At 61.4% G+C, this 20,330-nt stretch carries 12 protein-coding genes; 6 read left to right on the top strand and 6 right to left on the bottom strand.

What is annotated here, in order from left to right:
* Positions 1-39: 39 nt before the first annotated feature.
* The gene (locus tag OKW29_RS03150; protein WP_429289951.1) at positions 40-2,490 is read right to left on the bottom strand and encodes a glycoside hydrolase family 15 protein; all 2,451 of its coding nucleotides are present in this window, start codon (positions 2,488-2,490) and stop codon (positions 40-42) included.
* A gap of 441 nt (positions 2,491-2,931) precedes the next feature.
* On the opposite strand from OKW29_RS03150, the gene OKW29_RS03145 reads away from it, so the two are divergent.
* Complete coding sequence (locus OKW29_RS03145; RefSeq protein ID WP_429289950.1) at positions 2,932-3,549, top strand: transposase; 618 nt, start codon at positions 2,932-2,934, stop codon at positions 3,547-3,549.
* Positions 3,550-4,794: 1,245 nt separating this feature from the next.
* Positions 4,795-8,307, top strand: coding sequence for a pyruvate carboxylase (locus OKW29_RS03140; protein WP_429289949.1), 3,513 nt, complete (start codon positions 4,795-4,797; stop codon positions 8,305-8,307).
* A gap of 81 nt (positions 8,308-8,388) precedes the next feature.
* On the opposite strand, the gene OKW29_RS03135 is transcribed toward OKW29_RS03140, so the two are convergent.
* Positions 8,389-8,640, bottom strand: coding sequence for a hypothetical protein (locus OKW29_RS03135; protein ID WP_429289948.1), 252 nt, complete (start codon positions 8,638-8,640; stop codon positions 8,389-8,391).
* Positions 8,641-9,120: 480 nt separating this feature from the next.
* Here OKW29_RS03135 and OKW29_RS03130 point away from each other — a divergent pair, with 480 nt between their 5' ends.
* The 3 genes from OKW29_RS03130 to OKW29_RS03120 are packed head-to-tail and all read left to right on the top strand — an operon-like array spanning position 9,121 to position 13,867.
* A complete protein-coding gene (locus OKW29_RS03130) occupies positions 9,121-12,036 on the top strand; it encodes a molybdopterin oxidoreductase family protein (RefSeq protein WP_429289947.1) in 2,916 nt (971 codons plus the stop codon).
* 13 nt (positions 12,037-12,049) lie between these two features.
* Positions 12,050-12,916 carry a 4Fe-4S dicluster domain-containing protein gene (locus tag OKW29_RS03125; protein ID WP_090811441.1) on the top strand — a complete coding sequence of 289 codons (867 nt, stop codon included), beginning with the start codon at positions 12,050-12,052 and terminating at the stop codon, positions 12,914-12,916.
* A complete protein-coding gene (locus tag OKW29_RS03120; protein ID WP_429289946.1) occupies positions 12,917-13,867 on the top strand; it encodes a dimethyl sulfoxide reductase anchor subunit family protein in 951 nt (316 codons plus the stop codon).
* 184 nt (positions 13,868-14,051) lie between these two features.
* On the opposite strand, the gene OKW29_RS03115 is transcribed toward OKW29_RS03120, so the two are convergent.
* Both OKW29_RS03115 and OKW29_RS03110 read right to left on the bottom strand, forming a co-directional pair.
* Positions 14,052-15,725 (bottom strand): methyl-accepting chemotaxis protein, encoded by a 1,674-nt coding sequence (locus OKW29_RS03115; RefSeq protein WP_429289945.1) that lies wholly within the window; start codon positions 15,723-15,725, stop codon positions 14,052-14,054.
* Between the two features lie 77 nt (positions 15,726-15,802).
* A complete protein-coding gene (locus tag OKW29_RS03110; RefSeq protein WP_090811435.1) occupies positions 15,803-16,804 on the bottom strand; it encodes an AraC family transcriptional regulator in 1,002 nt (333 codons plus the stop codon).
* Between the two features lie 161 nt (positions 16,805-16,965).
* On the opposite strand from OKW29_RS03110, the gene OKW29_RS03105 reads away from it, so the two are divergent.
* Positions 16,966-17,373, top strand: coding sequence for a carboxymuconolactone decarboxylase family protein (locus OKW29_RS03105; RefSeq protein ID WP_429289944.1), 408 nt, complete (start codon positions 16,966-16,968; stop codon positions 17,371-17,373).
* Between the two features lie 275 nt (positions 17,374-17,648).
* On the opposite strand, the gene OKW29_RS03100 is transcribed toward OKW29_RS03105, so the two are convergent.
* Positions 17,649-18,500, bottom strand: coding sequence for a 3-hydroxybutyryl-CoA dehydrogenase (locus OKW29_RS03100; RefSeq protein WP_429289943.1), 852 nt, complete (start codon positions 18,498-18,500; stop codon positions 17,649-17,651).
* A gap of 14 nt (positions 18,501-18,514) precedes the next feature.
* Positions 18,515-19,702 (bottom strand): beta-ketothiolase BktB, encoded by a 1,188-nt coding sequence (gene bktB / locus OKW29_RS03095; RefSeq protein ID WP_429290721.1) that lies wholly within the window; start codon positions 19,700-19,702, stop codon positions 18,515-18,517.
* Between the last annotated feature and the right edge of the window lie 628 nt (positions 19,703-20,330).

The raw sequence follows: 20,330 nt of genomic DNA, 5'->3' as shown, positions 1-20,330 counted from the left end.
CATGACAGAAGCAATTGTCTGCCGTTGGCGACGCATCGCTTAGGATTGGAGGGCGACGGAAAAATTCTGCCCTTGCCACGTCTGACTCGAGGTCCAGAAGAAGGTGAATGCAAGCGATGAACCGGCCTGGGCTGCTTGCGTGACCAGATCGACGTAGTAGATGCCGAGCGCCGTTGCGGTGGCTTCGCTGTCCTCCGACGTGGCCCAGTCGTCGATCGTCCAGCGCAGGCGGAAAGGCGCAGCCAAAGGGATCCGAATTGTCGTGGCGGCCGGAATCGACGGCAGCGGGCGGTTGAAGTTCCAGATTTCGATATTGCTGCGAGCGCGCGGCGCCTGGCCGGGCTGAGACTGATAACGATCGGCGACGACTTTCAGGTGGTTAAAGACCTGACCGTCCGAAGCGGAGCGAACGAGCTTGATGTATTCGGCGTGGGCCCACGCGAGCGGCATGGCAGAGCCAGTCGGCCCGCCAGTGACGAAGGGCGGGTCTGCCAGATCGGGCAGATCCCACACTTGCTCGGGAAGCAGGCCGCGCGTTCCGGCGAACGCCTCGAGAGCGCGGATGTAGGATGTGGAGTCGCCACCAGCGGCCAATTCGTAATGACCGCGTTCGCCAGTGAGCAGCGGCCAGGGGCGACCAACGCCGAAGGTAGCGCCGTCGTACCAGTCCTCGCCGAGATTGCCTTGACCATAACCGTCGTGGTTGTATCGGTAAAAGGCAGGCCCCTGCGGCAGAATTTTTCTGATTACTGCATCGACTACCTTGACCGAGTTGACGATGATCGGATCGTTCGCGGCGCGAATGCCATAGCGCACCAGTTCGAGAAAACCCGCGTCCACGATGGTGTTTGCGTTGTAGTCTTTCTTCCAGACGGTTACTTGGGCGGTATCTGGATTTTCTGGAAAATTGAAGACGCCATTGACGTGCGTCGGCAAGATTCGAATGTAGTGCTGCGTCACGCCAGGAACCGGTGAGCCTTCCGCAGCGACGCACCATGTCTCTAGATGCGATTCCAGAAAATCCGCGTATTCGAGCAGGAACTGGGCGGTGCTGGCGTCCGCCCATTTAGTAGCCGCACAGACTAGCGCCGCGATGTTCGATGCCAGTGTCGAAGGGGAGTATCCTTCGAGTTCTTCCCATCGTTCCTGCTGAGTCATGGGGCCGTTCTTGATCAATGCGCCTGCTGCGGCCAGCACCATGCCGGTGGGATCGAACTGACGCAGCAGACCGGCTTCGCTCAAGTGATAGGCCAGAATGATTGGAAAGGAATATTCGTCGAGCTGCGAGGCATTATCCCGCCAAGGCTCGCCGTCAATGAAAAACTTTTGCGGAAAGCTACCATCCGCCAATTGCGACGCAGCGAGAAACATCAGCCCGCGTAGGGGCGCATCCTGCGCGCCCGCGGCCAGCAGCGCGAGTGCGCTTTGGCACATGTCACGCGGCCAGACCATGTGGTAGCCGGCAGCGAGGTCCCGCATCGTCTGTCCCCACGGGATGCTCAATGAAGCCACCAGTGCGCCGTCGGCCGTCTTGTCCTCATGCGCGAGCAACACGTTGCGGCTCATGTTGAAAAGCGCATTGCCATCGCCCGTAATGTTCGCCTTGGGCTGGAACGGGTCGCGAACAGCGTCGTTCCAGCCCTGGATGAACGCTTGCTTGTGGCTGTATGTGTCGGCGGGTCCGTCGAAGGGGTAGGCCAGCGCCTCGGATACGGCGGTCAGCGCCTTGTTGGGCGTGCTCTGTGTAATCGGCGTCGGTTCGTCGACGCAAAACGCCAGTGCCAGAACGAATTGATTCTGCCCTGCGCGGTTGATCTCTGCCGTCACGGCGACGTATCCGTCCTTTGCTGCGTCGTAGTTCCAGACCGGCAAGCGCTTGTTTGCGATGATGTCGGTCCAGCCATCGTTCACTCCGACGAAGCCGCAACTCGTCGTGCCGAAGCCGGAGTCGGCGCCCAGCGCGAGCCAGTAATGGTCACGCGTCGCGACCAGGCGATCGCCATTTGCGGTGCTGACGCGATGCGCGGTGTTGCCAGCGCCGTATCCCGCCATGTGAGGTGTCAACAAGGCATAGACGTGCAGTTTTTTAAGGAAATCCTGGTCCCCCTGCAGGGTCGTGCGAACCAGCACGCAGGCCGAACCCTTCTCGGCGATCACGTCCTGCACGACGGTGTAGGGTTGCCCTTTCGCCTCGGATGTGAGCCGGCAGGATAAGGCGGGCGGCTCCGGCCATTCGCATCGATGGTCGAAGTCCTTCTGCGCGTCGTGATAGAAGGTCGACCCGTCGGTAATGATCAGCTGGAAGTCTCGTACCTGAGGGGTGTCGACATCCGGGAAGTAGATTTCCGTGAGGATGCCGCCTGCTGTCGTGTACCAGACCTGGCTCGACAGCGAGTACGCCGTGCCGACGGCGTCTTTGTCCGCGCGGCTCCAGTTCAGCGGATTGCCAGGTGCGCCCGGAGCCGGATTCGATTCAAGCAGATTTGCCATCGCATCTCACTCCATATCTTTGCTTAGATCGATCAGAAATCCACGTGATGAGCAGAAGAGCGGGCATGCTACGCATTGTAGCTATCGAGGATAGCGCCTTTGACGTGCATAGAGAGGCACACGTGGGGCCGCTCAACCAGCGACAGTTCGGAGGGACGCGTGCCGGGCGCGCCTTCCATCACAAGCATGTAGAAGTCGTTTCCAAGTGCGGCGTGTGATCGTGATGACGCCGGCTACGGATCCGCCGCGTCGTTCAGCGGCCTGGGGGGAGTCGGGGCATCGGCCACGAGGCGGACGCGAAGCTGTAAACTTCGCCTGATAAGCCTCTACGGCGGACGACAGCAGCGTGGAATAAGGAGGGAACTGGCGAAGTCGCGTACTTCCGGGTTCGGCCAAGAGGCGTCATTCGCCCCGACCGGTAACCGGACACATAGCAGTGGCATGCGCCCGCTAAGCGACCATTCAACCGCCGGACACGCACCTTGCTTTCTCGGCCTGCCGGCACCGTGGTTGGCGCGACTTAGGTCAACGGCGTCATGGGTTAGGTCGTCCCGCAACAACTTCGCGGATGTATCGCATCTGCGTCGGGAGAGGGTAGCGACGTCCCTGACTGACCGAAGACGTTTCAAGGCTGCCGACATTGTGTCGTGCTACGAGCGTCGCTGGCAGATCGAGACCCGCTACCACGAGTTGAAGCAGTCGATGCTGGGCATGGAGCTGACCCTTCGCAGTCAGACCGTGGAAGGCGTCTACCAGGAATTCTGGGGCGCGCTGATCGCCTATAACCTGATACGTCTGGAGATGGCCAAAGCCGCACTTGCGCCCGGACATGCACCCGATGAAGTGAGCTTCATCCGCGCGTTCCACACCATTCAGTACGAGATGACATGGGCGGCCGTGACGCGCTCGTACGGCAAACTGCCTGCGCTGCTCAAGCGCCTGCGTGAGCGGCTCAGGCAACTTCCCAATGAGAAACGGTCCGGGCGCAGTTGCGCTCGAACCGTCAAATCCCGACCGTTTCGTTATACCGCTCGAGTCCTTAAAAGAGACCTTAACTGAACGGCATTACGCCGTGCAGCGAGTTTTTTCGCGCCTTGCGGGACGCGGGATGGGCCGCGGCAGAGTCATGGGTTAGCGATTGCCTTCCGAGGGTCGGCAAGGCCACTACCTTCGACCTCAACGAGATCGTGAAAAAGCGCAAAGGAACAGACGAAGCAATTCATACCGTTCGTCAGGCAGAGCGTCTAAAAATGCGCTAAGGCAACGCTGAATAAGTACCTGATTTTCGCAAATGCGCACGTAGCGACAAGGCTTTGCGGGGAGCGAAAAGGACTTAATCAGCGTAGCCCTAACGGTTGCGCCGCGTCGCGCCCGAAGGCGATGTGGCGCGAGGTTTGACTGGCATGTCGGACGGAAATCGGGTCAGTTGGTTGGATGGGCAATGCGACCGTACTTTGCCGCGGCACCGCCCGCCATCCGTCGTCCCCGGCTTACATAAAGTTGATAAAGCAACTAGCCATTGGATCTCTCTCGCCACAATTGTCGTCGTTGCGCGACAGAAGTAAGGAAGTCTTTCGAAGCAATGCGGCGTGCACAAGTGAAACCTGATCATTCAATGTTGAAACCGGCAGGTTGATCCGTTTTTGGAAAACGTCGATAAAAATCAATGGTATTTCAACCGAAGGACAGCTTGGTCCGTTCCTTGCTCCTATGGCGAGGATTCGCGCGCGGGTCAGTTGGCGAGCGTTCGAGGGCGCGCCGACCGGATCCTTCCTCATGGACAGGTCGGGCGTGCATGCCATCAATTTCAGAGGGTAAGGATCAGAATGAACCACGGAGCAAACGGGAGACAACCGCTACACGCCGAGCATGATGTGAAAGAGCGGATGCAAGACGGCCGCTCGCATGACGAGAGTCGCAAGGTTGCCTCTCACCCCGTCTCGAACTGGGCGTGGGCGACGGCACACGGTCACTACGACTGGATGGATTCGCACGTGCCGTTTGCCAGTCTTGACTGAAACGGGGCGCAATTACGGTTTGTCCTGGCTGGATCGGACCCTGCGTCGGGACCAACGTAGATCTCACAACATTTGAACTGCCCGGTCGCCCGCCCTTTTCCGGGCGACGGAAATCCACTTGCCTATGGAGGTTTCCGGCGAACGCGGTCCTGTCCAGGGGCTAGCCTTCGATGAGTGCCTTCAGGCGCTTTTCCTTCGGCCGTCTCTGACGGCTGGCGCAACTGCTGTCCGTTTGCGACGCCTTGGTTCGCCAGGCGTCGCGACCCCATACGAGTCCCTGCCTATCATGAACTACCTTCCGATCAAATCCCTGTTGATCGCCAACCGCTCCGAGATCGCGATCCGTGTGATGCGAGCGGCCGCTGAGATGGACATCCGTACGGTGGCCATCTATTCGAAGGAAGACCGACTCGCCCTTCATCGTTTCAAGGCTGATGAGAGCTACCTGGTGGGTGAGGGCAAAAAGCCGCTCGCGGCCTACCTCGATATTGACGACATCCTGCGGATAGCGAGGCAAGCGAAGGTCGACGCCATTCATCCGGGTTACGGTTTCCTCTCGGAGAATCCCGATTTTGCGCAGGCTGTGATCGACGCCGGCATACGCTGGTGCGGCCCCTCCCCGGAAGTCATGCGCGTGCTCGGCAACAAGGTGGCGGCGCGTAACGCGGCGATCGCTGCCGGCGTGCCGGTGATGCCCGCGACGGACCCTTTGCCACGCGATCTCGACGAATGCAAACGTCTTGCGGCGGGAGTGGGCTACCCGCTGATGCTCAAGGCAAGCTGGGGCGGTGGCGGGCGAGGCATGCGGGTGCTGGAAAGCGAGCAGGATCTCGAGACAGCGCTTGCCGCGGCCCGAAGGGAAGCGCTCGCTGCATTCGGCAACGACGAAGTGTATGTGGAAAAGCTGGTGCGCAACGCACGCCATGTCGAGGTGCAGGTGCTCGGAGACACGCACGGTAACCTCGTGCATCTCTACGAACGCGACTGTACGGTGCAGCGGCGTAACCAGAAAGTCGTGGAGCGGGCACCCGCGCCGTATCTCGATCAGGCAGGCCGCGCCGGGCTGTGCGAATCGGCGCTAAGCCTGATGCGGGCGGTCGGCTACACGCATGCCGGCACGGTGGAGTTCCTGATGGATGCGGACTCGGGCAAGTTCTACTTCATCGAAGTCAACCCGCGCATCCAGGTGGAGCACACGGTCACCGAGATGATCACCGGAGTCGACATCGTCAAGGCGCAGATTCGCGTTTCCGAAGGCGGCAGGATCGGCCTCGCCGAAGACACGCTGGATCACGATGGTGCTATCAGCAAACGTGCCGCCGGAGTACCGGTTCAGGCGGAGATTCCGCTGAACGGGCATGCGCTTCAATGCCGGATCACAACCGAGGACCCCGACAATGGCTTTCTGCCCGACTATGGGCGGCTGACCGCTTACCGCAGCGCGGCAGGCTTCGGCGTGCGGCTGGACGCCGGCACTGCGTATGGTGGCGCGGTGATCACGCCGTACTACGATTCGCTGTTGGTCAAGGTCACCACGTGGGCGCCGACGGCCGCCGAATCGATCCGGCGGATGGACCGCGCGCTGCGCGAATTCCGCATTCGCGGTGTCGCGTCGAATCTGCAGTTCCTCGAGAACGTCATCAATCATCCGGCCTTTGGACGAGGCGATGTCAACACGCGCTTCATCGACCTGACGCCCGAACTGCTCGCCTTCACGAAACGTCGTGACCGTGCGACCAAGTTGCTGCGTTACCTCGGGGAGGTGAGCGTCAACGGGCATCCGGAAATGAGCGGCCGTGCACTGCCTGCGTTGCCGCTGTCGAGGCCGGTGATGCCCGCAGTGGACACGGCAGGCCCATTGCCCGCGGGTACGCGAGACCGCCTGCGCGAACTTGGAGCCGAAAGGTTCGCGCGCTGGATGCTGGACCAGAAGCAGGTACTGCTGACCGATACGACGATGCGCGATGCGCACCAGTCGCTGTTCGCCACGCGCATGCGTACCGGCGACATGCTGCCGATCGCGCCGTTCTATGCCCGCGAGCTTGCGCAGCTCTTCTCGATGGAGTGCTGGGGCGGCGCGACGTTTGACGTCGCGCTGCGCTTCCTCAAGGAAGACCCGTGGGAACGCCTCGCGCAGTTGCGTGAACGGGTGCCCAACATCCTTTTCCAGATGCTGCTGCGCGGCTCGAACGCAGTAGGCTATACGAACTACGCAGACAATGTCGTGAGCTTCTTCGTCCGCCAGGCAGCGAGTGCCGGCGTCGACCTGTTCCGGGTCTTCGATTCGCTGAACTGGGTGCGCAACATGCGTGTGGCCATCGATGCGGTGGGTGAGAGCGGGGCCCTGTGTGAAGGAGCGATCTGCTACACGGGTGATCTGTTCGACTCGTCCCGCTCGAAGTATGACCTGAAGTATTACGTCGGCATCGCACGGGAACTCCAGCGCGCCGGCGTGCACATTCTCGGCATCAAGGACATGGCGGGCATCTGCCGTCCACAGGCTGCCGCCACGCTCGTGAAGGCGCTCAAGGAAGAGACCGGTTTGCCTGTTCACTTCCATACGCACGACACCAGCGGTATTTCGGCCGCTTCGGCACTCGCCGCGATCAATGCCGGCTGCGATGCAGTCGACGGCGCGCTCGATGCGATGAGCGGCCTCACTTCGCAACCGAACCTATCGAGCATTGCGGCTGCGCTGGCAGGCAGCGAGCGCGATCCCGGGCTCAGTCTCGATCGGTTGCACGAAGCGTCGATGTACTGGGAAGGTGTGCGTCGCTACTACGCGCCGTTCGAATCGGAGATCAGGGCCGGCACGGCGGACGTTTACCGTCACGAGATGCCGGGGGGGCAGTACACGAACCTGCGCGAACAGGCTCGTTCGCTCGGGATCGAACATCGCTGGACGGAGGTGTCGCGCGCCTACGCGGACGTCAACCGGATCTTCGGCGATATCGTCAAGGTGACGCCGACCTCGAAGGTGGTCGGCGACATGGCACTGATGATGGTGGCCAACGATCTGAGCGCGACTGACGTGTGCGATCCGGCGAAGGATATCGCTTTCCCCGAATCGGTCGTGTCGCTGTTCAAAGGGGAACTCGGCTTCCCGCCCGACGGCTTTCCGGCGGAGTTGTCGAGTAAGGTCTTGCGGGGCAATCCGCCCGCGCCATATCGGCCCGGCGATCAGCTTCCGCCAGTCGATCTGGACGTGGCGCGCGCGCAAGGCGAGGCTGCCTGCGAACACCCGCTCGATGACAGACAGCTCGCTTCGTACCTGATGTATCCGAAGCAGACGGCCGACTACCACGCACACCTGCGCGCGTACAGCGACACCTCCGTGTTGCCCACGCCGGCGTTCCTGTACGGCCTGCAGCCGCAGGAAGAAGTCGCGGTGGATATCGACGCGGGCAAGACACTGCTCGTGTCGCTGCAGGGACAGCACGCCGATGTCGACGAGGGCATGGTCAAGGTCCAGTTCGAATTGAACGGACAGTCACGCACGGCCGTCATCGAGCAGCGCAGTACCGTGCTGGCGGGGCCGGCGCGTACGAGCCGGCCGGTTGCCGATCCAGCCAATCCACTGCATATCGCAGCGCCCATGCCGGGTTCGATTGTGACCGTCTCGGTTCAACCCGGGCAGCGCGTCTCAGCCGGTAGCACGCTGGTCGCCCTGGAGGCGATGAAGATGGAGACGCACATCGCGGCCGAACGTGACTGCGAAATCGTTGCGGTGCACGTATTGCCGGGTGACCGCGTAGCTGCGAAGGATCTGCTCATCGAGGTAAAAGCGGCGAGCGATTGAAGTAACGAACATCTGAGGTGGGGTAGGCCCGCTCGGGCATAGAACAAGTCTATGCAGAAAGCCCAGGCGAGTCGCCCCGCTTTATTGGATGTCGACGCGAGCCTTGCTCGGGGGCTCGACGCTCTTCATCCCGTGCTCATATGCGAGACGCGCGTCCTTGTCGCCATGGAAGCGTTCATCGAACTTGACCTGAGAGTCCTCGTTTCCCATGCCGGCCGACTGGCCGAGGTAATAGGCCGCCTGGATCGCGACATCGCGATCGGGATAGGCCACGTAGTGGTAGCCCGCAGCACTGGTTGTCAGTACGCCGGCAATTAGCAGGATCAAACCCATTATTGACTCTTCGTTGTGATCGATCTTTCCCAGATTCGATTGATCACGCTTGGCTGCAGCAGTTTTCGGCGACGAGGTCCGTGTTTTCCGAGGTGATGGCCACGGTGACGGCGATGCGTCCAATCGCCGGAGTCGACGTTTGACCAAGGGCGTCTGAAAAGCGTGGAGCCGGACATATTTGGCCCAAGGCGGCAGGAAGCCGGCGTAACCCGGATCGCGGCCAGATCGAAAGACCCGGCCCCAGGATAGAGAAATGGAATTTTTAGGTGAAATAGTTGATGGCGCAACTAGGTACAACCCGAGGTTTTCCCGGTCCGCGCACAGCGGCCGTGTGCGTCGATGCAACGTGGAACTATCGGCGCATCCGATAGAAGATATCACAACTACAAAGTTGTGATATCTACCACGTGCGTTTACCATACAGGGTTGACCGGACCGCGTTGAACGTTTGTCCGGACACGCCAACGAATGGAGGCTCGGATGGAGCAAGGCGCCCGCCAGCAAGACGAAAAGCTCGATGTCAAAACCACGACCTGTTACATGTGTGCGTGCCGCTGTGGCATCCGCGTCCACATGCGCGACGGGGAGGTGCGCTACATCGACGGCAACCCGGAACACCCGTTGAACCAGGGCGTCATCTGCGCCAAGGGTTCGTCGGGGATCATGAAGCAGTATTCACCGGCGCGCCTGACGCAACCGCTGATGCGAAAGCCTGGCGCGGAGCGGGGCACCGCGCAGTTCGAGCCCGTCTCGTGGGAGGTGGCGCTCGACATGATCGAGAGGCGCCTTGCGCATCTGCGCGCGACCGACCCGAAGAAGTTCGCCCTTTTTACCGGACGCGACCAGATGCAGGCGCTCACGGGCCTGTTCGCGAAGCAATTCGGCACGCCCAACTACGCGGCCCACGGCGGCTTCTGCTCGGCGAACATGGCTGCGGGCATGATCTACACGATCGGCGGTTCGTTCTGGGAGTTCGGCGGCCCGGACCTCGATCACGCGAAACTGTTCATCATGATCGGAACGGCCGAGGACCACCACTCGAATCCGCTCAAGATCGCCCTCTCGAAGTTCAAGCGCGCAGGCGGCCGCTTCATCGCGATTAATCCGATCCGCACCGGCTATGCGGCAATTGCCGACGAGTGGGTGCCGATTCGTCCCGGTACGGATGGGGCGCTGTTCATGGCGCTGATCCACGAAATGATAAGGACCGACTCGTTCGACCATGAATTCGTCAAGCGATACACCAACGCCGGCGAGTTGCTCGATATGCGGGCCGACAGTGATTCTTTTGGGCTGTTCGTCAAGGATCCGTCGGCGCCCGAAGTCAACCCGCTGTATCCGCAGAACCATATGTGGTGGGATGTTCATACCCAGCAGGCGGTCGTCCACCATGCCCCCGGTGCAGAGCCGGCGCTTGACGGGCACTATGCGTTGCCCGACGGCAGTCCGGTCTCACCGTCCTTCTCGATGCTGCGCAAGCGTGTCGCGTACACGACGCCTGAGTGGGCGGAGGGCATTACCGGTATCCCGGCAGAGACGATCCGGCGCATTGCGCGCGAAATGGCGCAGACCGCGCGCGACCACAAGATCACGCTGCCCATTCCGTGGACCGATTCGTGGGGCGTGAAGCACGAAACCGTGACGGGCAATCCGGTCGCGTTCCATGCAATGCGTGGGCTCGCCGCGCACTCGAACGGCTTCCAGTCGATCCGCGCGCTGGCCGTGCTGATGTCGTTGCTCGGCACCATCGACCGGCCGGGTGGATTTCGCCACAAGTCACCGTATCCGCGCGCGGTACCGCCGTCGGCGAAACCGCCCAACAGCCCGAACGACGTCAAGCCGAATACCCCGCTTCCTGCCGGGCCGCTCGGCTGGCCCGCTGCACCCGGCGACCTCTTCATCGACGAGGCGGGCGAGCCGGTTCGCATCGACAAGGCCTTCTCGTGGGAATACCCGCTCGCCGTGCATGGCCTGATGCACAACGTCATCACGAACGCATGGCGTGGCGACCCGTACCCGATCGACACGCTGCTGATCTTCATGGCCAACATGGCCTGGAACTCGTCGATGAACACCAGCGAGGTCCGCAAGATGCTGGTCGACCGCAGGCCTGACGGGCAGTACAAGATCCCGTTCCTGGTCGTGTGTGACGCGTTCCAGTCGGAGATGACGGCCTTCGCCGATCTGATCCTGCCGGACACGACCTACCTCGAGCGGCACGACGCGATGTCCATGCTTGACCGGCCGATTTCGGAGTTCGACGGTCCGGTGGATTCCGTGCGTGTGCCCGTGCTTGCGCCAACCGGAGAGTGTCGGCCGTTCCAGGAGGTGCTCGTCGAACTGGCGAGCCGGCTGAAGCTGCCTGCGTTCACAACAGCCGACGGCAACCGCAAGTTCAAGGACTATCCGGACTTCATCGTCAACTTCCAGACCGCGCCGGATTCGGGTGTCGGCTTCCTGATCGGCTGGCGTGGCAAGGATGGCGACAAGGCGCTCGTGGGTGAGCCCAATCCCAGGCAGTGGGAGGAGTACGCGAAGAACAACTGCGTCTTCCACTACACGCTGCCCGAAGAAATGCAGTACATGCGCAACGTCAACGGGCCGTACATGAAGTTCGCGGTCGAAAAGGGGTTCCGCAAGTTCGGCGAGCCGATCATCATTCAGCTCTATTCGGATGTGATGCAGAAATTCCGCCTTGCCGCGCAAGGCAGGACGGCGGGGCGGCAGCCGCCCGAACACCTGCGCGCTCGTGTCGAAAACTATTTCGATCCGCTGCCGTTCTGGTACGCACCGCTCGAGCTTGGCGCCACCGACCTTGAGCGTTATCCGCTCGCCGCGGTGACGCAACGCCCCATGGCGATGTACCACTCGTGGGACTCGCAGAACGCGTGGCTGCGACAGATCCACGGCGAGAACTATCTCTACATGAATCCGCGCATGGCGCAGGAAAACGGTATCGAGGACGGCGGCTGGATCTACGCCGAGTCCCAATGGGGGAAGGTCCGGTGTATGGCGCGCTACAGCGAGACTGTTGAGCCGGGCACGGTGTGGACATGGAATGCGATTGGCAAGGCGGCGGGCGCGTGGAATCTCGGGCCCGATGCCAATGAGTCGCAACGGGGTTTTCTGCTGAACCACCTGATCACCGAAGAACTGCCTGACGGGGACAGCGAGCGGCGCTTCTCGAACTCCGACCCGATCACGGGACAGGCCGCGTGGTACGACGTGCGCGTGCGCGTCTATCCCGCCGAGGCGGACGCCGACCACACGCTGCCGCAGTTCAAGCCGATGCAGCCGCTGCCGGGTTCCACTGGACCGGTGGCGAAGGTTCAGGCGTATTTCGCGGGCAGCGGCAAGTTCGCGGAGCGTCTGCGCAATTCGGTGAAGCGAAAGTAAGGAGGACCCTGATATGACGCAAATGGCGCTGGTGATTGACCTGAACGTCTGTGTGGGATGCCACGCATGCGTGACGAGCTGCAAGGAGTGGAACACCTCCGGGCAGGCGGGGAGCCTCTCGGATGTGCGTCCGTACGACGCCGATCCGTCCGGCACCTTCTTCAACCGGGTGCAGACCTACGAAGCGGGCGAGTTTCCGAATGCCGACACGATCCACTTCCCGAAGTCGTGCCTTCACTGTGAAGACCCGCCGTGCGTACCGGTGTGCCCGACCGGGGCGAGCTTCAAGCGCAAGGAAGACGGGCTCGTGCTGGTCGACTATGACAAGTGCATCGGCTGCAAGTACTGCTCGTGGGCCTGCCCGTACGGCGCGCGCGAGCTCGACGAGGAGCGCAAGGAGATGACGAAGTGCACGCTGTGCGCGGACCGCATCTACAACGAGGCATTGCCCGAGCGCGATCGCAAGCCGGCATGCGTGCTGGCTTGCCCGACCTCCGCGCGCATCTTCGGTGATATTCACGATCCCGAGTCTGACGCCTCGAAGGCGATCGAGGCGCGCGGCGGCTACCAGCTGATGCCGGAGTGGGGGACGAAGCCGTCCAACCACTACCTGCCCCGTCAGAAGACCGCAAGCAGTTGCGGCAGCGGCTCGTGCGGATGCAAGAGCGAGGAGTCCGCGAGCTCACCTGCTGACGCGATCGAATACGGTGAGCCCATCAACCTCGTTGACTTTGCGATTCAGCGCGGCACACCCGCGATGGCGCGCGAGAAGGCGCTCGGGAAACAGATGGACTCGGGCAAGCTGAACCTGGCTGCGCTTGCTACGCGAGTGAAGTCGGTGTTTGCGCGCGTGCGGCCCGCAGCGACGCAGGAGTTTTGAATGAGACCAGCATTTTCCGTAGTTTTTCTGACCACGCTTTCCGGTGCCGGGCAGGGGCTGCTCATCGCGCTGTTCGGCGTCGAGCTGTTCATGCGGATGCATCCGGAATCGTCGGCGCTGTTCCATGTGCCGCAGCAGTTCTACGTCTGCGGCACCGGCCTTGCGCTCGTGCTCGGCGTTCTGGGGCTGGTCGCTGCGTTCTTCCATCTGGGTCATCCGGAACGTGCGTGGCGCGCAGTCGCCATGTGGCGCACGTCGTGGCTTTCGCGCGAGTGCCTGGCGCTGCCCGTGTTTCTCGCGGCCACGTTCCTGTACGGTCTGGCGCACTGGCTGGACACGCCCTGGTCGATCACGATCGGTGCGATTGCAGTTCTTGCGAGCGTAGCCCTTTTCGTGTGCACCGCCATGATCTATCAGTGCCTGCGCTTCCTTCAGGAATGGGCGACGCCGCTCACGCTGGTCAATTTCGTACTGCTCGGCTGTGCATCGGGCCTTACGATTGCCACCGCCTGTGCTGCACGGCTGGCACCTGACATCGTGCCGGCTTTGGCGGTCGCGGCTTGTGTCCTGACGGTGGCGGGTTGCGTGAGCCGTGTCGCCTCACTGGCGCGCAATGAGCGCTTGCATCCACGTTCGACGCTGCAAAGCGCGACGGGCATCAAGGCCGAGAAGCTCACACAGATTTCGCGCGGCTTTACGGCAAGCGCCTTTAATCTGCGCGAGTTCTTTCACGGCCAGACCGATGCAACGATGTGCTGGGTAAAGTGGGGCTTCCTCGCGAGTGCATTTCTAATGCCCCTCGGACTGCTCGCGCAAGCGTTGCATCCGATGTCCGCGAAGCTGCTCCTTGATGCGTGCGTGATTCAGTACGTCGGCCTTCTTGCCGAGCGCTGGTTCTTCTTTGCCCAGGCTCGCCATCCGCAAAACCTGTACTACCAGCGGGCGGCGTGATCGCTATATCGGCGGCGGCCTCGGTGGCCTCCGCTTGAGAGAACGCGTTTCTCACGCGGTACACCGCGACGCCGACTCCTGCCAGTTCAGCTATTTTCTCGCGGCACTCGCCCGGCTGGTTGCCGGGCAAGTCCTTGTCGCCGCTAACAGGAGTCTTCCCATAGGCAGAACATTTGGCTTACATCTACACAGCGCGAGCCTCCATTTGTCGCGCCGCGGGCCGTCCGGTCGCGATCTTTGCCGGCGCCGGCGCTGTGGTTGCTCCCCCGGCGCGGGATCGCAACAACAGCGCGTTGGTCTCGGCGCGCAATAGCGTGAAGACGCAAAGCGTCTCGACCAGTCTGTCGCTTTGCGAATTCAACCTCTCGGCCGCTGAGGTGTTTTCTTGCACCAGCGCAGCATTCTCCTGCGTCACGTCGTCGAGTTGCTCGACCGCCTGACTCACCTGCCCGATGGCTCCCGACTGCTCGAACGACGCGGTCGCGATCTGACCGACCAGATCCGTCATCGCCTCCACCTGCGACACGATATCTTCAATCGTCTCGCCTGCCGAATCGACCAGCCGCGCGCCTTCGTCGATCTGACCCACGCTATCGGCGATCAGCGCCTTGATCTCCGTGGCCGCCTGCGCACTGCGTTGCGCGAGCACCCTGACCTCGCCCGCGACCACCGCAAAACTGCGTCCTGCCTCGCCCGCACGGGCCGCTTCAACTGCCGCATTCAGGGCGAGAATATTGGTCTGGAAGGCGATGCCGTCGATGACGGACACGATGTCGCCAATCCTTCTGCTCGCTTGCGTGATTTCCTTCATGGTAGATATCACTTCGCCCACCACCTTCCCGCCCGCCTGCGCGGTGTCCCGGGTCCGTGCCGCCAGTTCGCTAGCCTGCCGCGCGGTCTCCGCATTGTTTCTGACGGTGGCGTTGACCTCTTCCATCGAGGCCGCAGTCTGCTCGAGGCTGGCCGCCTGCGTCTCAGTGCGCGACGAGAGATCGAGCGTGCCCGATGCAATCCCTGCCGTCGCCTGCTGCATCGCGTGCACGCCGTCGCGTACGTCCATGATGGTGGCCCGCATGTTGATGCTCACCCGGTTCAGTGTGCGCACAACATCGCCAATCTCATCGCTACGCGGGCTGCCGAACTCGGCGCTCAGATCACCCGCGGAGATCTCTGTTGCAAACTGGACCACTTCTCGCAAAGGCGCAACGATGGCGCGCAACAGATAGGCACCCACCGCGACGGTGGCCGCCAGTAGCCCGCACAAGGCCGCCCAGAATGACAGGGAAGTCACCTCGCCATTCAACGCAAGCAGCCCTGCGGTTTCGATCAATCCCAAAGCAGTAACCGCGCCCCAGATGTGCCGTCTGAGACCGAGCGCGCGAATGCTGCTGGTCGCTCTTCCCAGAAGGCTCATGCGCGCGAGGCGCCCCTGCTTCCACCCGAATTTCTGCCGACCGGACCTTACTACGCGATACTGCGCCTCGGTCCTGCTGATCTCCTCAGCGGAGGCCTTCTCAAGCACCAGCAAGAAGCCGATATGCTGGCCGTGCGAGAGCAGCGGCGACGCATTCATGCGGCTCCAGTAATCCACTCCATTCCTGCAGGAAACGTTGACGACGCCCGTCCAGGGCTTACCACTACGCAGTGCGGTAGCGAAGTCCACCACGACTTGCAATGGTACGTCTTTGAGCCGCTCTGCTGGCGGCATTGTCTGGAGTTCCTGGTTCGTGTACCCCGTCACGCGTTGATAGGCCGAATTGGCGTAGACGACACGAGACTGTACATCGATACAGATCACCATCAATTCTGAACCGAGAGTTCCACTAGCCCTCATTGGATTGCCGGGTCCGCCAACCATGCTGCTCCTCCTTGTTTTGTTGTTAAGTAATTCAACTAAATGGTTGACTCTGCACAATGCGAGTCCTGGGCATGATATTACCGCGCTTTGGTCTCGCGAAATTCAGTGGGGGAGCAGCCGAACTTCATCCTGAACCAACGCGTAAAGGCGCTCGGCTCGGAAAAGCCAAGCAGGCCCGATATTTCCGACAGCGGACGTTCTCGACGCTCCAGGTATCTCAGCACGAGTTCCCCCCGTACGGCATCGAGGATCGACAGGTAGCTCACGCCTTCCTTTACCAGATGGCGGTGCATGGTTCGACGGCTCATGCCGAGCTGGCGCGCGATAGTGTCGTTCGAACTGCGCCCGGACGGCAGGAAGAGAAACACCAGCTTGCGGACCTCATCCGACAGTGGTACATCAGACTCCGTATCCACACTGCCGAGATATCGCCGGACATATCGGCCCATCACCGGGTCGGCGGACGGAAGAGGCAGGTCGAGGTCACGGACGTCACAAACGATGCCCGAAAACGGCTGGCCAAACTTGACTCCGCTCCCCAGGACGCGAGCATGAATAGCACGACTGCGGGGTGCTTCGTGAGTAAAGCAGATCGTCTTCGGTTGCCAGTCGTCACCGAGGAAGAAGCGCAGCAGGCGCACCATGACGGCGACGGCCAGTTCGGTCACCTGCCGTACCGGCACGACCGCGCCGCTCAGCAGTTCCTCACGGATGATTGCGACGTCACCTTCTTCCTCGATCGCGATGAACAGTGCTTCGTTATGAAGATGGCGAAAGCGCGCGGCAGCGTTAAGCGCGTGGCGCAGTGTGGGCTCGTCGCGCACGTAGAGCGCAAGCGGGCCCAGATTGGATGCGCGCCGCGTCTGAGCCATGGTCAGCCCGAACGCTTCAATGCCGCTTCGCAGCGCGGAGAGTTCGAGCAGCAACGCGACCCGGTCGGCCGGAATCTTGAGGTCGGACTCGGTAAGGCTGGCAGCAGGCAGCCCCACTTCTGCCATCAGGCGATATGGGTCGAGTCCTGCCGCGCGCGCGGTTTCAGCGTACTGCGTCAGGCTGGCGCTGCGAACGAGTTTCGGCATCGGGGTCTTCCCGGGGTGGCCCAAAAGGATAAGCAAGTGACCCACAATGTCAAGCGACGCAGAGGGCTGCTCCATAGACTGGAGGTCATAGCGTGACACGGAAGCGGTGCAGGCAGGGGCTTCGTGCGACACGTGTTGATCCCGTACAGGAGAGTATGTCGATGACATTCAACGAAGCAACAGCCACACCGGTTTGTGATGCCCTGCGCGCGACCGGCAACTGGAATCCGAACTGGGAACCCTTTGCGGAACTCGATGCCGCATGGACAGAGAAATTCATGGTCATGGCGATGGCTCCGATCACCTCGGGCGTGCTTGATGCGAAGACAGTCGAGTTTCTCGCTATCGCCGTTGATGCGTCTTGCACGCACATGTATGGACCCGGGGTGCGACGTCATATCCGCAGGGCACTGGAACTCGGCGCGACCCGGGAGGAGATCACCGCTGTCTTGCAGTACGTGTCCGTCCTTGGTATCCATTCGATGAGTCTTGCTGCACCCATCCTGATTGACGAGGCCGCTGCGCACGAGCAAAGCCTGGTCGGCAAGGCGGGTGCGTGCAACAAGTGAATGCCTGCTCATAGCGATCCAGTGTGTCGGAACAGGCCTGCAATCCTCGTGGTTGCAGGCCGTTTTTCTGTGCACCCACTGAAGCGCAACTGCACGAGGGCGACCGAATGTGGGGACCACTCGGTTGAGACTCGCTCAACGGAATGGTCTCGGGGGAAGAGGCTGTCCGGGCAAAGCGGACAAGTGGCAGTGGGGGCGCTAATTGGTGTGTTGCCGGAGCTAACGGCTGGTTGTAATTTCAACTTCTGGCTTGTTGGGAAAACCGGCTGGTGTGGTTACCCGTAGCTGTAGACACCGTGGCCGGTCTTTCGACCGAGGCGGCCGGCCGCAACCAGTTCGCGCAACAGCGGGCAGGCACGGTACTTCGGATCGCCGAAGTCTTTGAGGAACACGTCCAGCACCGACAGAACGACATCGAGGCCAACGAGGTCGGCCAGCGCGAGCGGGCCGATCGGGTGATTGGCCCCAAGCTTCATGCCGGCGTCGATTTCGTCGGGGGTGGCGACGCCTTCGGCCAGCACGAAGAAGGCTTCATTGATCATCGGCACGAGAATCCGGTTGACCACGAACCCAGATGAGTTCTTGACTCCGATGGGCGTTTTGTCAAACCGTACGGTCAACTCGCGGATTGCCTCGGCGACCGCTTGGCTCGTGCGCACGCCACGGATAATCTCGACGAGCGGCATCATCGGCACCGGATTGAAGAAGTGCATGCCGATAAACCGCGACGGATCAGCGAGTGTCGCGCCCAGCGCCGTGATCGAGATCGACGAGGTATTCGACGCGATGATGGCGTCGGGTCGAGCCACGGCTTCGATCTGCTTGAGGATGCGGACCTTTAAATCGTTGTTTTCGGTGGCGGCTTCGATCACAAGGTCGACGTCGACGAGCCGCTGATAGTCGGTCGATGTCTCGATCCGGGCGAGGGAGGCCGCGCGTGCGTTCGCGTCCAGCTTCCCCTTTGAGACCAACCGCCCGAGGCTGCTGATCAGGGTCGCCACGCCCTTGGACAGGGCCGCTTCGGTCACGTCGATCATGACCACGTTCAGGCCGGCCACGGCAGCGGTCTGGGCGATGCCATTGCCCATCGCGCCCGCGCCGACGATGCCTACACCTTCGATTTTCATCTGGAGGAATTCACTTACTGGATGTTTTCGAAGATGGCCGCAATGCCCTGACCGCCTCCAATACACATCGTGACGAGCGCGTAACGGCCTGCCGTGCGCTTCAGTTCATACAGCGCCTTGACGGTGATCAGTGCGCCCGTCGCGCCGATCGGGTGTCCGAGCGAGATGCCTGATCCATTAGGGTTGACCTTGGCAGGGTCGAGCTGCAACTCCTGCGTGACGGCGCAAGCCTGCGCGGCAAATGCCTCGTTCGCTTCGATGACGTCAATGTCGCCGATCTGCAAGCCCGCACGGTCGAGCGCGATCCGGGTTGCCGGCACGGGGCCAATGCCCATGTAGCGCGGATCGACACCTGCGTGTGCGTAAGACACCAGTCGTGCCATCGGCTTGATGCCACGCCGCTCGGCGGCTTGCCGGTCCATCATCAGGACGGCGGCCGCGGCGTCGTTGATACCCGATGCGTTACCGGCCGTGACGGTGCCGTTTTCCTTCTTGAAGACAGTGTGCATGGCAGCGAGTTCGGCCGGGTCGATTTCTGTGCGCACGTGCTCATCGGTATCGAACACGACTTCCTTGCCCTTGACCTTGCGCTTGATCGCGAGGATCTGTTCCTTGAACCGGCCCTCGGCGATCGCGTGCGCCGCGCGACGGTGCGATTCCAGGGCCAGTGCGTCCTGCTGCTCGCGCGTGATGCAGAATTTCTGCGCCACGTTTTCAGCGGTGACGCCCATGTGGACCGTTTCGAACGGGTCGTTTAGCGCGCCAAGCACCATGTCGATCAGTCGACTGTCACCCATGCGGGAGCCGAATCGCGCGTCCGTGGAGATATAGGGCGCGCGGCTCATGTTCTCGGCGCCGCCACCGATGGCTACTTCGGCGTCGCCGAGAAGGATGGATTGTGCTGCGGAGATGATCGCCTGCAGGCCGGAACCGCACAGGCGGTTCACGGTGAGGGCAGGGGTTGATTCGGCGATCCCACCGTTAATGGCAGCGACCCGCGAGAGATAGAGATCCTTGGGTTCGGTCGGGATGACATTGCCGAAAACGACGTGTCCAACCTGGTCACCGGCAACCCCCGCACGCGCGAGGACTTCGCGCACAACGAGCGCTCCGAGTTCGGTCGTCGGAATGTCTTTCAGGCTGCCGCCAAATTTACCGATGGCGGTACGCACACCGCTGACAACTACTACTTCTCTTTCCATTACAAAACTCCCTGAATGTTGGTGTCCAAGAGACCTGCGTGGTTGGTCCGGTCTGGCGAGAATATCGTGGGGAATATCGAATCCGATTGATATAGCAACGATATGCGCCTTGAGCACGGGGGCGCGGCATCCCAAATAGATGGGGTGACGGCGATGCTGGGGAATAGCCGAAATCAACCGCTGATGGCTGATTATGCTACAGCTCGGGGACTCGGTGTCCCGTTGTAAGACAGAAAGGAGAAAGTGCGGTGTCTCTCCCAGATTCCACGGGGACTTCTAGCTTGAAGGAGATAAATCAACGAATAAGGGTGTGATAACAATCTGAAAGGATAGATCGGACCCGCATGCCCTCCAGATTTCGGGAAAATTGCCGTTAAAGTTGGAGCGGTAAGTATGAGTTCGTTTGACCGACGCAGCTCTGCAAGGTAAATGCGATGCGCAATTCCTCGCGCGTGGCTATGTCCACCCCGACACGTCGACCGCTGTACTGACCGCGGTATTCCTCGTTTCGCTATTTCACTTATCTGGACCGGCATAGGTCTGATGCTGCATGGGGTGCTCAAGTTTGTTGCCACTTCACCCGATGATGATGTCGGGGTACTGCTATGTCGCTACGTAGCATTCGCAG

The organism is Paraburkholderia sp. CI3 (assembly GCF_050436505.1).
Taxonomy (GTDB): domain Bacteria; phylum Pseudomonadota; class Gammaproteobacteria; order Burkholderiales; family Burkholderiaceae; genus Paraburkholderia; species Paraburkholderia tuberum.
The sequence above is the reverse complement of the archived record's forward strand: the minus strand, read 5'-3'. Positions and strand labels throughout refer to the sequence as shown.